The sequence below is a fragment of the Neolewinella sp. genome (genome assembly GCF_965214665.1).
In the GTDB taxonomy this organism is placed as follows: Bacteria; Bacteroidota; Bacteroidia; order Chitinophagales; family Saprospiraceae; genus Neolewinella.
The window spans coordinates 2,178,159-2,193,248 of the sequence record NZ_OZ243970.1 but is presented as its reverse complement, the minus strand read 5'-3'; the positions used below and the strand labels follow the sequence as shown (position 1 = coordinate 2,193,248).

Below are 15,090 nucleotides of genomic sequence, written 5' to 3'. Positions count from 1 at the left end.
GAGCTAAGGCGTTGGACGCTTTAAAGCGTCCAACGCCTATTACGCCCTAGTGCCGGCGCCGCGCCCGGTTGCTGTCCTACTGATCTACCTTATTCCACTGGTCCATGCGCCGGTCGTATTTCTTCTTGCTAAATAGCCAAAAGTCAGGATTACCGACCGCTTCGATCTCCTCCTCTAGATCATCCGGCATCAGATCGGGGAAAAAATCGAGGCCGGTAAGGCGCTCTACCTCGTCGATACTGGTGGCGTATTTTGTGAGCGGATCGAAACTGATCTCGTTGGGAATGACAAAACCGATGCCCTTCTGCTGGGGGTCCTCGAGGTCGAGCAGCACCTTAAAGTACGTGCGCGGAACAGCCACCCGGTTATCGCGACCAATGTAAAACTTCGGGTTTTCGGTGGTTACCGGACCGGTGACAACATAAAGCTGCCGTTCCCGATTAGCCCAGTCGCGGGTCAATTCCTCGAGCTCGCGCCAGACGCCCTGGTTGAACTGCCGGGCCTGGGGGCTCACGTTAGACAGGTAAAAGGTGGCATCGGCCAGCTCCGCATCCCAGGCAAAATCGCCAAAGGGGGCCAGGTGGCCGCGGTCGTAGCCGCTACCCCGGTAATCACCCACGGTAGCCGAGCCGGTGCGTACTAGGGGGTCCTCGCGGAAGTTATCGTCGCGTTCCGTCCACTGTTGCTGTAGGTGATCGCGCGTGAGGCTGTAGGCGACCCAGTCGGCCTGCTCCCACTCCTCGTTGTAGGCTAGCACGAAGCCGCCGTGGTCCACGAGTTGCCCGTCGGAGCCGGTAGGTAGGAAATAGGCCTCCCCGGAATAAGTAGCGTCTCCAGTAGTTTGCACCTGACTTACACCGGGGGCCCCTCCCCCCGCTGACGTATCCCCGAACTCCCGAAAGCCCCATACGAGTCCGCCGAGGATGGCGGCAAAGACGCTCACCTTCACGATAGTGCCGGCGGAGGCAGCACTACCCCGAGAAGCATGATTGCGGCGAAGTTTTGCCATGGGCCCGAAGGTACGTCAGCGCAGCCATCGCCCGTAGAACTTGCCGCGGCTGTATTCCAGGGCCGGGGCGGGGAGCTTGATGAAGTCGAGGATACCGAGCGTAAGGCGCACCCAGCGCTTCTTGGTAGGGATGCGGCTGAGGTAAAGATCGGGGCTCAGGTACCACTGCCGGTACCGCTCCGGATCGTAGCGGAAGCGCTCGCCGCCCTCGCCCCAGGAGTTGAAGTAGGCCCCGTAAACGTCCTCGGCTCCATAACCAATTGCAATATTGAGCCACTGCGGTAGTCGACTGCGGGGGGCGAAGGCAGCCGGATTGATGCTCAGCCAGATGGTCTGGGCGTTGTAGTCCTTGAGGAAGCGCTCGAAGGGGTTATCGCCGAAGCGTTGGCGGTCGATATAGCCCAGATTAGACTGCGCCCCGTTACCGTTCGTGACCAGGATGTCAGGGGGAGAGCGGAAGTCATTGGACACCTTGATGAGCATGCGTTGCTCGTGCCACAGTGCATCCTGTAGGGTAAAGACGAGGCTCCCGGCCAGATTGGCACCCATGTCGCTGAGGCTGAAGCCCCAGTTGCTACTGAAGCCGTCCATGGTTTCAATGGTACCCTGTAGTAGGTTGGCTACCCCCAGGGCGGCGTAGCGGGCGGCCGGTCGTTTGATCCCCGCCCAGCGCAGTCCGGCAAAGGCCGAGCGGCTGAAGAAGTAGGCCGTAAATACGTGGCCGGCCTTATCCATCTGCTCCCACTCCGGCCAGTCATTGAAGGTGTGAAAGGGTTCGAGCTCGTAGCCTTTGTACCAGATCGAATAGAGGCCCACCCCGAAACCCGCATAGGCTGCCGTACCGCTACCGACCGAGGTGTAGAAGCGCGAGCGGTTGAACTCGGCCGCTGGCGTGAGCCAGTTGTCGCGGGCGGTGCCGGCCAGGGGGTCGCGCAGGGTATAGTCGTAGCGCAGTGATCTTACCGCAGTCTGTGCCAGAAGGGCGCTGCACGCAGGTGCAAGCAATAGCGAGAAAAGCAGAGCGCGTAGAAGTGTAGACATATACCGGGGGCTACGGATAGTAACGGCCGGCCGGGCCGGCTTGGTTTGCGGCGGCGTAGCTTTGCGCGGTGCAAATCGATCCGTACCGATGTCCCACTTCGTAGCCCCCTCCCTGCTTGCCGCCGATTTTCGTCACCTGGACCGCGCCATCGCGCTGGTCAATACCAGTGAGGCCGACTGGTTTCACCTCGACGTGATGGACGGCCGCTTCGTACCCAACATTTCCTTCGGGCAGTTCATCATCGAGCAGATTGCGGAGCGGGCGGAGAAGTACGTCGACGTGCACCTGATGATCGAGGAGCCGGGGCGCTACATCGACTCCTTCGCCCGGGCCGGCGCTACGGGGCTCACCGTCCACGCCGAGGCCTGCACCCACCTGCACCGGGTGATTCAGCAGATGAAGGAGGCCGGCGTGAAAGCCGGTGTGGCGCTCAATCCCCACACTCCGGTGGCCCACCTGGAAAACGTGATCGAGGACCTGGACGTGGTGCTGATCATGACCGTCAATCCGGGTTTCGGGGGGCAAAAATTCATCTACCAGAGTATTCCGAAGGTGCGGCAAATGGCTGAGCTGATCGCGGTGCACAACTCCCGCGCGGTGATCGAGGTCGATGGGGGCATTGGGCTGCAGAATGCGCAGAAGGTACTGGAGGCGGGCGCGCGGGTGCTGGTGGCGGGCAGCGCGGTGTTCGGGGCGGAGGACCCGGCCAGGGTGATCGCGCAACTAAAGGCGATCGATGCCAATCCGGTATCTTACGTCTAAACTACCGATCATGCCACACTCCCGCCGCAAATTTCTGACCACTGCCGGACTCGCTGGGGTTGGGGCCGGTCTTGCTGCCCGTTCTACACCGTTCGCACCTGCGCCCCCGCCCAACTATGCCGATCTGGACGCCGCGCTGGCCCGCCCCGTACTGCGGCGCGAGTTGTTCCCCGATCCCGTAATTATCGAAACCTGCGAGTTGCTGGAGCACCAGGGCAGCTACTTCGTGCGGGTACGCTCCACGGACGGGGCGGTGGGTTACTGCTCCGGGCACAACATCCGCATGCCGCACCTCTATCCCATACAGACGCAGCTAGTCAACCCCTTCTTCGTGGGTAAGGACGCCCGTGACCTGGACCGGCTGATGGAAGACGTGACGCTGTACCAGAATAACTATAAGTACCAGGGGTACGCCCTCTGGATCCCCGTAGCGACGGCTGAGATGGCCATCCTAGATATGCTGGGCCGTATCGCGGCAAGGAGCATGGGCGAGCTGGTTGGTGACCTAGAGCGCACGGAGATCGCCATCTACCAAGCTAATAATAACCGCCACCTAAGCGCTGAGGCCTCGCTGGAACGAATTAAGGAGCTGCGGGAATCGACGGGGGCTAAGGCCGTGAAGTTCAAGTGCGGCGGGCGGCGCGAGAACCCCGAGGAGGTGCCGGGGCGTACCGAGGCGCTGATCCCGCTGATGCGGCCGGCCTTCGGGGATGATATTACGATCTACGCCGACTGCAACGGCAGCTACCGGGGCGCGGAGGCCATCCGCATCGGCAAGTTGCTGGAGCGGCACCGCATCGACCTCTACGAGCAGCCCGTGCCGACTGACTACTACGAGGACTGGAAGGCTACGGCCGATGCCGTCGACATCCCCATCGCCTCCGGGGGCGGCGAGGTGAGTCTGCGCAACTTCCGCTGGCTCATCGGTAACGACGCGGTGCAAATGGTGCAGCCCGACCTGTTTTACTTTGGGGGTATGGTGCGCTGCATGAAGGTGGCCCGCATGGCCGCGGCGCGGGGGTATACTACGGTGCCGCACATCAGTGGCACGGGGCTGGGCTACGTATATATGATGCACTTCGTATCGGCCGTACCCAATGCGGGGCCTTACCATGAATTTAAGGGGGTGAGCGACGAGGTGCCCTTCACCTGTGCTACCTCTACGCTGGTGCCCGAGGACGGTATTCTACACCTGCCCCGCGGGAAAGGTAGCGGGGTAGAGATCGATCCCGACTTTTTGGCGAAGCACCGCATCGTACCGGCTTAGTGGAAGTAGTGCATGCTTTGCCTATCTTCGCGCCTTATTTCAGGATATGGCCGAGCACATTCACCCCATCCATGACCAGTTGGTGCAGCGCACCGAGCGCGAAACCGCTAACGGGCACCGGGGGGGAATAGTATGGCTTACGGGGCTGTCGGGTAGCGGGAAAAGTACGATTGCCGCGGCGGTCGAGCGCCGACTATTCGAACGGGGTGTATTTACCCGGGTGCTCGATGGGGACAACGTCCGTAGCGGGCTGAACGGCAACCTGGGCTTCAGTCTGGAGGACCGCCGCGAGAATACCCGCCGCGTGGCTGAGGTAGCTAAACTATTCGCCGAAGCCGGCGCGATCGTGCTATGTTCCTTCGTTAGTCCGACCCGGGAGTTGCGTGCCGGAGTCGCCGAGATTTTGGGTGAGGACTACTACGAAGTGTTCGTAGATACCCCCCTGGAGGAATGTGAACGTCGTGACGTGAAGGGGCTGTACGCCAAGGCCCGCGCCGGTGAGATCAGGGACTTTACCGGCATTGACTCTCCTTACGAAGCACCCACCGCTCCATTTCTGACCCTGGCCACCGAGCGCCTTACCGTCTCCGAAGCCGCCGAGCGGTTGATCGCTGCCCTGATTACACCCTTATCCATTCAGTCTCTCTCCTCCGAACCAACTTCCCGCTGATGTCCGCTAATTACCAGCTCAACCACCTGCGCGAGCTCGAGTCCGAAAGCATCTTCGTGCTGCGCGAGGTCGCCGCCCAGTTCGAAAACCCCGTATTGTTATTCAGCGGCGGCAAGGACTCGATCCTAATGGTGCACCTGGCCGTCAAGGCCTTCTACCCCGCCAGGGTGCCCTTCACCCTACTACACGTCGATACCGGACACAACTTCGCCGAAACCATCACCTACCGCGATGCCCTGGTGGAGCGTATTGGGGCCAATCTAGTGGTGGGCTCCGTACAGGAGGCCATCGACAATGGGATGGTCCGCGAGGAGACTGGCTACAACGCCACCCGCAATTACCTACAGACGGCCGTGTTGCTTGACGCTCTGGAGAAGGGCAAATACGACGCCGCCCTCGGCGGAGGCCGCCGCGACGAGGAAAAGGCCCGCGCCAAGGAGCGCTTCTTCAGCCACCGCGATGAGTTCGGCCAGTGGGACCCCAAGAACCAGCGCCCCGAGCTCTGGAACCTCTTCAACGGCCGCAAGCAATTCGGCGAGCACTTCCGCGTCTTCCCGATCTCGAACTGGACCGAGCTCGACGTCTGGCAGTACCTCTCCGTCGAGCAGGTCGAACTGCCCAGTCTCTACTTCGCCCACGAGCGCCAGGTCTTCGAGCGGGATGGCATGTTGCTAGCCGACTCCGAGTTCCTGCCCCGCCGCCCCGAGGAGGCCCTGGTGACCAAAAGCGTGCGCTGCCGCACCATCGGCGACATCACCACCACCGGCGTGTGGGAGTCTACCGCCACCACCCTCGAAGAGATCATCGCCGAGGTCAGTATCGCCCGCAAGACCGAGCGGGGCGGCCGGGCGGACGATAAGCGGAGTGAGACGGCTATGGAGGACCGGAAGAAGCAGGGGTATTTTTAGACCCGGCTTTGCCGGGGTAGACCCCTCGCTGACGCGTTTGGGGGTAGACCGCTTCGCGGGTAGATACCCCCCCTTGCCGACCGCCTTAACCCCATAACTCCTTTACCCCCTTACCCCTTACTTATGGATACTGAGCTCCTTCGCTTCACCACCGCCGGCTCCGTCGACGACGGCAAGTCGACCCTCATCGGGCGGCTGTTGTATGACTCGAAGTCAATTTTTGAGGACCAGTACGAGGCTATTTCTCAGACCAGCGCCAAGCGCGGAGAGGAGGGTGTAAATTTGGCGCTACTCACCGATGGACTCAAGGCCGAGCGCGAGCAAGGCATCACGATCGACGTGGCCTACCGTTACTTCGCTACGCCGAAGCGGAAGTTCATCATCGCCGATACGCCGGGCCACATTCAGTACACCCGCAATATGGTGACGGGAGCCAGTACGGCCAACGTGGCATTGATCCTCGTAGATGCCCGCAATGGGGTAGTGGAACAGACGCGCCGGCACGCCTTCATTGCCTCCCTGCTGCAGATTCCCCACCTGATCGTCTGCATCAATAAGATGGACTTGGTGGACTTCTCCGAGGAAGCCTTCAAGGCCATCAAGGAGGACTTCAGCACCTTCAGCCACCGGCTCGACGTGAAGGACGTGGACTTCATCCCGATGTCCGCCCTGCTCGGCGATAACGTCGTAGAGCGCAGCAAGAACATGGACTGGTACGGCGGTTCCACCCTGCTGTATTCACTGGAAAACGTACACATCGGCAGCGATAATAACTTCATCGACTGCCGGCTACCGGTGCAGACCGTGATCCGGCCGTACAGCGACGACTACCATGACTACCGAGGCTACGCCGGGCGTATTGCCGGGGGCGTGTTCAAAAAGGGGGACAAGGTGACGGTGCTACCGAGTGGCTTCAGCAGCACCATCGCTAAGATCGACACCTTCGACGGAGAGCTGGAGGAGGCCTTTCCGCCCATGTCGGTAACCCTCCTGCTCGAAGACGACATCGACATCAGCCGCGGCGACATGATCGTGCGCGAGAACAACCAGCCGGAGGTGACCCAAGACGTGGAGGCTATGCTCTGCTGGTTCAACGAGAGGCCCCTGCAACCCCGGGGTAAATATGCCGTCATGCATACCACGCAGGAGGCCCGCTGCATCGTCAAGGAGGTACGCTACCGGCTGGACATTAATACCCTGCACCGCGACGAGGAAAATAAGGAGGTGAAGATGAACGACATCTGCCGCGTACTGCTACGCACTACCAGGCCGTTACTCACCGATACCTACCGCCGCAACCGCATCACCGGCAGCCTCATTCTGGTCGACGAGCAGACCAACGATACCGTCGCGGCCGGTATGATTATTTAACTCCTTCCGCACCCATGCGCCTCCCGCTGCTGTACGGTCTACTCCTTACCCTCTGCGCCGCCGGTTGCTACGAGGACCAGACGGGCTGCATCGACCCCGACGCGGCGAACTACGATTTACAGGCAGATCTGGGCTGTCTGGACTGTTGCACGTACCCAGCCTATTCCCTACGCATCACGCCTCGCTGGGAGGATGAGGCCGTAATAGCGGGGCAGCGCTATCCATACCGGGCGGCGGGTGATTCCTTCACGTTGGTACGTTTTCGCTACTACCTGGGGGAGCTACAGTTACGGTCGGCTACTACGGAGCTTCCGGAGCCCAATCGTCCAGTACAACTAAACACACTAGTCGGCAGCGATACGACCACCGTCACCCTCAACGGCAACTACCTGCTGGCCACCACCACGCCGACCACCACCAATATCGGTACCCTGCGCACCGGCACTGCGGGACTCACCGCGCTCACTGGTACCTACGGTCTGCCCGACCGCTACCGCACGGTGGTGCCCTTCCTGGCCCCGACGGGCGATGCCCTTCGTACCCAACCCGGCCGGCTCAATTACAATGACGGCCGGGGCTACGTGCAGGCGCGACTGGAGTACGTGCTGGACCCTGGCACGGATACGCTATCAGTGTCCACCTACGGTAGCGTACCCTTCGTGGTCGACTTCGGGGGGGAGGTGCTACCACTGCGGGGACAGGCTACGACGATCGACCTGAGTGCCCAGATTGATGAGTTACTGCGGCACATAGACTTGGGGGCGGATAGTGCCACTATTGCCGAGCAGCTTGGCGGGGACATGTCCTTTTTATCCTTTACTCCGCCCTAGGATACTAGCTCAGAGAGCGACTATAATCAACCTACCTTCACCGGCGCGCATGACCTACGACTCCTATACCGCCGCACTGCTGCTTAGCCTATTACTCACGGCCTGCATCGAGCCCACTACCCCGGACTTCCAATTGGAGGGCCCCTTCTACCTGGTGGAGGGTGATATTGCCGATCGAGTTGGGCTCAGCGAGGTCCGCGTACGACAAAGTAACTTCCGCGTCGTGGAACTGGAATTTGAGGAGGTGGCCATTGCTACCGTCATCGCAGAAGAACGGGCGGGGGCGCAGGTGCAGTGGCAAGCAAGTGAGGACGATCCCGGCCGCTACCTCCCGCCGGCTGACTTCCGGGCCAGCGCGGGGGAGGAGTGGAATATCCGGGTCACGTTTCCGGACGGCACCGAAGCGGTGTCGGCCCCCGAGGTCGTGCCGCCGCAGTCCCAGGTCCAGGACGTACGGCTACGCTTCGACCAGGAGGGGCGCTTTGATGAGGCACGCGGACGATTCGTGCCGGTATTTCGGGTGCTGCTCGATAGCTCCGACCCGGCCGACGAGCGCAATTTTTACCAGTGGGACTACCGCTACTGGGAGCGGGAAACGGTGTGTGCTACTTGTGTCGGGGGCCGTTACCGCGATGGGGTCTGCATTCCGGACAACGTCATCGACCGCAACCGGCAGACCTTCGACTACCTCTGTGAGGGGGAGGACGGCTGCTACCGGGAGGTGGCCGGCGGGCGGTTCCTCTTTGCCAGTGACCAGGCCTTCGACGGCGGTCAGTTGACGGGCAATGAAATCGGGGATATCGTCTTCACGCAGTACGGGGGCCTACTAGTCGAAGGTATTCAGTACGGACTGACGGCTGAAGCCTTTGCCTACGGCCGTACGGTCAATAATCTGGTGGAGGGTAACAGCGGACTCAACGCTACTATCCCTGCGGCGCTCCATGGTAACCTCGCTAACGTCAACCCCGACGGACCGGATGTACTGGGCTACGTGCGGGCCGTTTCGGTGGCCAGCGACCGCCGGTACATCTTTCGCGACGCGGCCACCGGCGAGCCCGTGGGTCGCGATCGGCCGATCAACCTAGAGCCCTCCGTCGGACCCTTTGTTCCCCCCCTGGCCCCCTGCACGGGCAACGGACGCGCCCCCGTCCGCCCCGTAGGCTGGCCTGAATAATCGTTCATGCGACTACTCCTATTCCTACTGCTTTCCTTTTCCGTGGCCGCCCAGGAGGAGGTTGAGTTGCAACTTACCGTGCTGGATGTCGCCGGCGATGCACCCCTGGCCTTCGTCAGCGTCCAGCTCTCGCCGGGTCTCGTGGCCGGGCAGACCGACGAGCGCGGCCGGCTTTTTTTACGGGCACGCCCCGGGGTGTACGTGCTGCGGGCTAGCTATACCGGTTACGCCCCCTTTGAGCAGGAACTCCAGCTCCGGGAAGATATGGACGCTACGCTGCGCATGGAAGCTACCGCCGCCGACCTGGAGACCGTCACCGTTACCGACCGCAACGATCAACTAGCGCTCTCGCGGCCTACCATGGGCGTAGAGCGGCTCACCGCCGGGGACCTCGAAAGCATTCCCACCGTACTCGGGGAGCGTGATGTACTAAGATCACTGCAAATTTTGGCGGGCGTGGCCTCGGCCGGTGAGGCCAGTAACGGGGTCAGCGTGCGCGGCGGCACCATCGATCAAAACCTGCTGCTTTATGATGGGGCACCGGTCTTCACGCCTACCCACCTCTTCGGTTTGTTTTCAGTATTTACACCAGACGCTATTGGGGGGGTCGATCTTTACCGCGGCAATATTCCTGCCCGCTTCGGGGGGCGTATTGCCTCCGTGCTGGATGTGCGCTCGAAGTCGCCGACGCGGCAGCGGACGGAAATACGTGGCGGCCTCGGACTGGTATCGAGCCACCTTTCCCTGGAATCCCCACTCGACAAGCAGAAGCGGTTCGGCTTACTGGCTGCCGTGCGGGGATCCTTCACCGATTTTCTCTTTCCCATCGTGGAAAGGCTGCAGAATACGGAAGCCCGCTTCGCTGATGCCACCTTAAAGTTAGACTACCGGCCGGGGGATCGGGATATTGTGACCTTCTCCGGTTTCTATAGCCAGGACTACTACCAGATCGACCTACTGAGCAACGTGGGCGGCATCCCCGCCACCGCCAATCAGTACGCCTACCTGACGCTAAATGTAGGCCTGGAGTGGCTTCACCTAGTTAACGACCGCTGGTCGGTCAAAACGAGTGGCCACCGCGCTAACTACGACCCCGAGCTACGCTTCCCGCAGTCGGACGGGGGGCGCATAGATTTTCTATCCGGGATCGACTATACCATCGGGCGCACCGCCGTTGCCTACACCGGCAGCGGGCACAATGCCTCATTGGGCGTACAGTACGATCACTACGTCCTACAATCCGGCCGGCTCGACCCCGGTGGGGTGTCGGGCATCCGGCCGGTGCGCCTAGCCAAAGAGGTAGGATCGGAGCTGGCCCTGTTCGTCGAGGACGAGTGGCAGGTATCGGACCGCTTCAGTCTCAGTGGTGGACTGCGCTACGTGCGCTACCAACAGCTGGGGCCCGGGGAGCGGCGGGTGTACCAGAAGGGGGAGGTCGTGCGGGGAAGTACGCTGCTGGAAACCATTGCCGTGGAGAGTGGAGCTATTCAGACCTACTCCGGCTTCGAGCCACGGCTGGGACTTAACTTTAAAGTCACCGAACGGACTAGCCTTAAAGCTTCCTACGCCCGCTCGCGGCAGTACCTGCAGAACATTTACAACGCCACCACGCCGGTACCGACCAGCCGCTGGAAGGTCAGCGATAGCAACGTCGGGCCGCAGTCCGCTAATCTGTATTCCGTAGGCCTGAGTCAGCAGTCCACCGACCGCAACTACTTTTTCCAGATCGAGGCGTACTACCGCCAGATCGAGGACCTACTGGAGTACCGCCCCGGAGCCGATTTCTTCCTCAACCCGACCGTAGAAACCGACCTGGTGCGCGGACAGGGGCGCAGTTACGGTGTGGAACTCACCGCCCGCCGCGCCACCGGCCGCCTCACCGGTGAGCTCAACTATACCTACGCTCGGGTGGAAAATCGCGTCGACGGGCCCACCTTTGACACCCGCATCAACCGCGGCGCGTGGTACCCCGGCTACTTCGATCAGCCCCATACCTTCAACGCCCGGCTGACCCTGGACGAGGGCCGCACCCATGAGCTCGGCTTCAACCTGGTGGTACAGAGCAACCGGCCCTATACGGTACCGAACGGCTTCGTGACCATCCGCGATACGCCCATCCCCTTGTTCCTAGAGCGCAACAACGACCGCCTGCCGGTTTACCACCGCCTCGACTTCAGCTGGACGATCCACAACCTGCGCCGGCAGCAGCGGCGGTGGACGGGCGACTGGGTCTTCACGGTCTACAATGTCTACGGCCGCGACAACGCCTACAACGTATTCTTCCAGCCCCGGGATGCCAGTACGCCGCCGCTGGGCATCTTCTCGGGTAGCCCCTTTGCTGCCTACCGACTGAGTGTGTTCGGAGCGCCGGTGGTGTCGCTGGCGTATAAGTTTACCTTTTTGCCTTAGGCGTTGGACGCTTCTAAAGCGTCCAACGCCTTACCCAGACCTTTGCACCTGCGGCCCCGCCCCCGTGTTAGGCAGGTATGCACGTATCCCTAGACCTATCCCTCTACCCCTTCACGCCCAACTACGAGGCTCCCATCATCGCCTTCATTGAACGCCTGCACGGCCATACGGGAATTCAGGTAGCTACCAATCACCTGGCCACCCAACTCACCGGTGAGTACGATGCCGTCATGGAGGTGCTCAAAGAAGCCATGCGGCCCACGCTAGCCAGCGACACGCCCTGCTCCTTCGTGATCAAGCTGCTCAACGTGGTGGTGGTGCCGGGCGAGGCGGCTACGCTCTAGTACTTGGCGGTGATCCACTTACCCATGTCTTTGAGGGTGGACTTCTTGCCGTAGTTCAGGATGCCGACGCGGTAGATGCGGCTAGCCATCCAGACCATAAGCGCGCTGAAGATGAACACCGATATTAGACTAGCCAGGATCTGCCACAGCGGGGGTTCGAAGGCCAGGCGGGCCGGCATCACAATGGGTGCAAAAAGGGGAAAGATGCTCGACCATACCGCGAGGCTGGAGTTTGGGTTCTGGATGGCGGCTAGCATGATGTAGAGGGCCAGGATCACGGGCAGACTGATCGGTAGCGTCAGCGTCTGGCTCTCACCCATATCGTCGCCCATCGCCGAGCCTACGGCGGCGAAGAGGGAGGAGTACATCACGTAACCGGACAGAAAGTAAAGGATGAAGCAGGGCACGATGATCCACCAGTTCAGGGTGGCCAGGCCGCTGGTGATGCGCTCCACCATGGTCTGTACCTCGGCGGGGTCGACCTCGGCTCCCGCGGCGGTAACTTGGGGATCGGGGGCGTCGAAGCCGAAAATCAAACTGGCTAGCAAAAAGAGACCCGGGATCATGATGATCCAGGCCGTAACTTGGGTGAGCCCCACGGCACCTACGCCGATGATCTTACCGAGCAGCAGGGTAAACGGGCGGACCGAGGAAATGACTACCTCCACGATACGGTTCGTCTTTTCCTCGGTGACGGAGCGCATCACCATCATGCCGTAGAAGAAGATGGAGACGTACATCAGGAAACCCATGGCCGTACCGATACCGGCCCCAATGGCGGAGGTCATGCTGCGGTCCTCGCTCTCGCCGTCTTCCTGCGTTAGGCTGGTGACCTTGATGTCGACGTCGGTGTCAAGACTGGCCAGGGTAGCTTGGTCGATGTCCAGGGCCTCGATCTTGTACTTGCGCAGCTGGTCACGGATACGGTTGCGGATGCCGAACTGGGCGTCCATGCTCAGCGTCTCGTCGGTAAAGAGTTGTACGCGGAAGTCGCGAGCGCGGGGATTGGTCAGCTCGGGGATGAAGAGGATGGCGGCGTAGTCCTTACGGGCGTCCTCGTTCTGGCGCAGGTCGGACACACTCTGGTCAACGAAGCGGAAATAGAGTCCGTTCTCGTCCGGGATGGCGCGGTTGAAGAGATTTCCCTCGTCGATAACGGCAATGCGCTGTACGTCGTCGTTCTCGTAACTCAGTACGGCATTGGCCACTACGGCGAAGAGGGCGATTCCCAGCGGCGTGAGTAGGGTAGCGAGGATGAAGGACTTGCGGCGCACCCGGGTGATGTACTCGCGCTTGATGACTAGCCAGAGATTGGACATAGGGGCTTATGCGTTGAGCCGCGTGACGCGCTTGATGAAAATTTCGTTGAGGCTGGGCAGTAGCTCCTGGAAGCCCTGGATACGGATGCCCAGGTCGAGCAGGTAGCGTAGCAGATCGTTGCCACCCTCGCCCTCGCGGAGCTGGATGTCGACGGTAGATACGGTGGGTTTGAGCAGCTCGTAGCGCTCGCCGAGGGCGGCAGGAAGCTCCTCGCCGCCGTGGGTGAGCCGGTAGCGGTTCTCAACGTACTGGCGGCGAATATCGGCTACCTTACCCTGTAAGATGTTGCGGCCCCGGTCGATGAGCACGATGTACTCGCAGAGCTCCTCCACCTGCTCCATGCGGTGGGTGCTGAAGATGACGGCCGTGCCGGCGGCGTGCAGACGTAGGATCTCGGTACGCATACGCGTGGCGTTCACGGGGTCGAGGCCGCTAAAGGGCTCGTCCAGGATCAGCAGTTTCGGGTCGTGGATCACCGTGGCGATAAATTGCACCTGCTGCTGCATCCCCTTACTGAGCTCCTCCACCTTCTTCTTCCACTGCCCTTCAAGCTCGAACTTGGCCAGCCACTCGCGGGCGCGGGCCTCGGCGTCCCGGGCGGTCATACCCTTCAACTGGGCCAGGTAAAGGAGCTGTTCACCGACGTACATTTGCTTGTACAGCCCCCGCTCCTCGGGCAGGTAGCCGATCTGGGTGGGATGATAGCCGCTGAGGGGGGCACCCTGGAAGAAGATCTTGCCGGAATCAGGTGCGGTGATCGTAGTAATCATGCGGATCAGGCTGGTCTTACCGGCTCCATTGGGGCCCAGTAGGCCTAGAATCGCATCCGGTGGCATGGCGAAGGTCACATCATCTACGGCCACCTTTTCTCCGTAGGTCTTGCGTACATCGCGCACCTCGATCACGGGGGCTGAGGGGCTTACTAGGGGAGGGGGGGCTTGGGTCATGGTCGGCAAGATGCGCAATCACGCGTTCACCCCGCCAAGATATGGATGAACGCCCGCCTAGCATAGACGAATCGTATCATTGCCCCCGTGCTACCCCCGCCCCACTTTATCGTCAACCCCGCCGCAGCTAGCGGTCGCGCCCTACGGTGGTGGCGGGCGGCGCTGCCGGTACTGCAAAAGCACTTCCCCGGCCTCACCTTCGCGGTCAGCGACGATCGGCATACCCTGGACGAGCTCGTAGCTACTGCGCTAGTTCAGGACCGGCACTTCCTCATCGGCGTCGGCGGCGACGGCACCCACCACGACATCGTCAACGCGCTAGTTCGGTACGACGCTTTGACCAAAGTCACCTACGCCCCCCTTCCCCTCGGTTCCGGCAACGACTGGTGCCGCACCCTGGGCATCCCCCGCCACATCCTCCGCTGGATTGAGGTCATTAAGCGCGGTCACACCATCCCGCACCGCATCGGACGGCTCACGTATCAAGTTAGGGCGCGGTCGCAGGTGCAACACTTCGTGAACGTAGCCGGCCTAGCCTACGACGCCGAGGTCGTACGTCGCTCGGCTGGTCTGGGGTTGAAGCACCGACTCCTGTACCCAGTCCTCACCCTGGCCTACCTGCGCTACTTCACGCCACCCGAGCTGGAACTGGACTATGACGGGCAGACCGTAAACGGCCGCTTCCACACCATCAACCTCGGTATCGGCCGCTACAACGGCGGGGGTATGCGCCTGGTACCGCAGGCCGATCCGGTAGCCGATACGCTGGCCCTGACCTATGCTGAGGGGCTGCCCCTGAGCCGTATTCTGGTCAACGGCTGGCGCTTCTACACCGACTCCATTGGTAAAGTGGATGGGGTCATTACCAGCCACGCCACTATGGTCCGCATCACCGGACTCACCGGACTGGAGGCGGATGGGGAGTGGCTGGGTGCCCCTACGCTGGTGGAGGCTAGTCTTTCGGCGGAACGTTTGCAGGTGGTGGTCGGCAACGAAGCTACCCGTTCTCGCGTTACCTGATTATCTTTAACTAGTTT

At 61.3% G+C, this 15,090-nt stretch carries 14 protein-coding genes; 10 read left to right on the top strand and 4 right to left on the bottom strand.

Annotation, left to right across the window (positions count from 1 at the left end):
* Positions 1-76: 76 nt before the first annotated feature.
* Both ACOOHD_RS09620 and ACOOHD_RS09615 read right to left on the bottom strand, forming a co-directional pair.
* Positions 77-1,009, bottom strand: coding sequence for a DNA/RNA non-specific endonuclease (locus ACOOHD_RS09620; protein WP_420461351.1), 933 nt, complete (start codon positions 1,007-1,009; stop codon positions 77-79).
* A 15-nt stretch (positions 1,010-1,024) separates the two neighbouring features.
* Positions 1,025-2,050 (bottom strand): DUF2279 domain-containing protein, encoded by a 1,026-nt coding sequence (locus ACOOHD_RS09615; RefSeq protein ID WP_420461350.1) that lies wholly within the window; start codon positions 2,048-2,050, stop codon positions 1,025-1,027.
* Positions 2,051-2,138: 88 nt separating this feature from the next.
* Between ACOOHD_RS09615 and rpe the strand changes: the two genes are divergently transcribed.
* The 9 genes from rpe (at position 2,139) to ACOOHD_RS09570 (ending at position 11,786) form a co-directional block, all read left to right on the top strand.
* A complete protein-coding gene (gene rpe / locus ACOOHD_RS09610) occupies positions 2,139-2,813 on the top strand; it encodes a ribulose-phosphate 3-epimerase (protein WP_420461349.1) in 675 nt (224 codons plus the stop codon).
* A gap of 10 nt (positions 2,814-2,823) precedes the next feature.
* The gene (locus ACOOHD_RS09605) at positions 2,824-4,080 is read left to right on the top strand and encodes a mandelate racemase/muconate lactonizing enzyme family protein (protein ID WP_420461348.1); all 1,257 of its coding nucleotides are present in this window, start codon (positions 2,824-2,826) and stop codon (positions 4,078-4,080) included.
* Positions 4,081-4,126: 46 nt separating this feature from the next.
* A complete protein-coding gene (gene cysC, locus ACOOHD_RS09600; RefSeq protein WP_420461347.1) occupies positions 4,127-4,750 on the top strand; it encodes an adenylyl-sulfate kinase in 624 nt (207 codons plus the stop codon).
* Positions 4,750-5,658, top strand: coding sequence for a sulfate adenylyltransferase subunit CysD (gene cysD, locus ACOOHD_RS09595; RefSeq protein ID WP_420461346.1), 909 nt, complete (start codon positions 4,750-4,752; stop codon positions 5,656-5,658). Before cysC ends, cysD begins: the two co-directional genes overlap by 1 nt.
* A gap of 123 nt (positions 5,659-5,781) precedes the next feature.
* The gene (cysN, locus tag ACOOHD_RS09590; RefSeq protein WP_420461345.1) at positions 5,782-7,029 is read left to right on the top strand and encodes a sulfate adenylyltransferase subunit CysN; all 1,248 of its coding nucleotides are present in this window, start codon (positions 5,782-5,784) and stop codon (positions 7,027-7,029) included.
* Positions 7,030-7,043: 14 nt separating this feature from the next.
* Entirely contained in the window at positions 7,044-7,859 is an 816-nt protein-coding gene (locus ACOOHD_RS09585; protein ID WP_420461344.1) for an MbnP family protein, read from the top strand.
* A gap of 49 nt (positions 7,860-7,908) precedes the next feature.
* Positions 7,909-9,033 carry a DUF4249 domain-containing protein gene (locus ACOOHD_RS09580; protein ID WP_420461343.1) on the top strand — a complete coding sequence of 375 codons (1,125 nt, stop codon included), beginning with the start codon at positions 7,909-7,911 and terminating at the stop codon, positions 9,031-9,033.
* Between the two features lie 6 nt (positions 9,034-9,039).
* Positions 9,040-11,442 (top strand): TonB-dependent receptor, encoded by a 2,403-nt coding sequence (locus ACOOHD_RS09575; protein WP_420461342.1) that lies wholly within the window; start codon positions 9,040-9,042, stop codon positions 11,440-11,442.
* A gap of 77 nt (positions 11,443-11,519) precedes the next feature.
* A complete protein-coding gene (locus ACOOHD_RS09570; RefSeq protein ID WP_420461341.1) occupies positions 11,520-11,786 on the top strand; it encodes a YkoF family thiamine/hydroxymethylpyrimidine-binding protein in 267 nt (88 codons plus the stop codon).
* Here ACOOHD_RS09570 and ACOOHD_RS09565 read toward each other — a convergent pair.
* Both ACOOHD_RS09565 and ACOOHD_RS09560 read right to left on the bottom strand, forming a co-directional pair.
* Positions 11,783-13,105 (bottom strand): ABC transporter permease, encoded by a 1,323-nt coding sequence (locus ACOOHD_RS09565; RefSeq protein WP_420461340.1) that lies wholly within the window; start codon positions 13,103-13,105, stop codon positions 11,783-11,785. The two genes, ACOOHD_RS09570 and ACOOHD_RS09565, sit on opposite strands and share 4 nt — an antisense overlap.
* Positions 13,106-13,111: 6 nt before the next feature.
* Positions 13,112-14,053: an ABC transporter ATP-binding protein gene (locus ACOOHD_RS09560; protein WP_420461339.1), complete on the bottom strand. Its 942-nt coding sequence runs from the start codon at positions 14,051-14,053 to the stop codon at positions 13,112-13,114.
* Positions 14,054-14,140: 87 nt separating this feature from the next.
* Between ACOOHD_RS09560 and ACOOHD_RS09555 the strand changes: the two genes are divergently transcribed.
* On the top strand, positions 14,141-15,073 hold the full coding sequence (locus ACOOHD_RS09555) for a diacylglycerol/lipid kinase family protein (RefSeq protein WP_420461338.1): 933 nt from the start codon (positions 14,141-14,143) through the stop codon (positions 15,071-15,073).
* Positions 15,074-15,090: the final 17 nt, after the last annotated feature.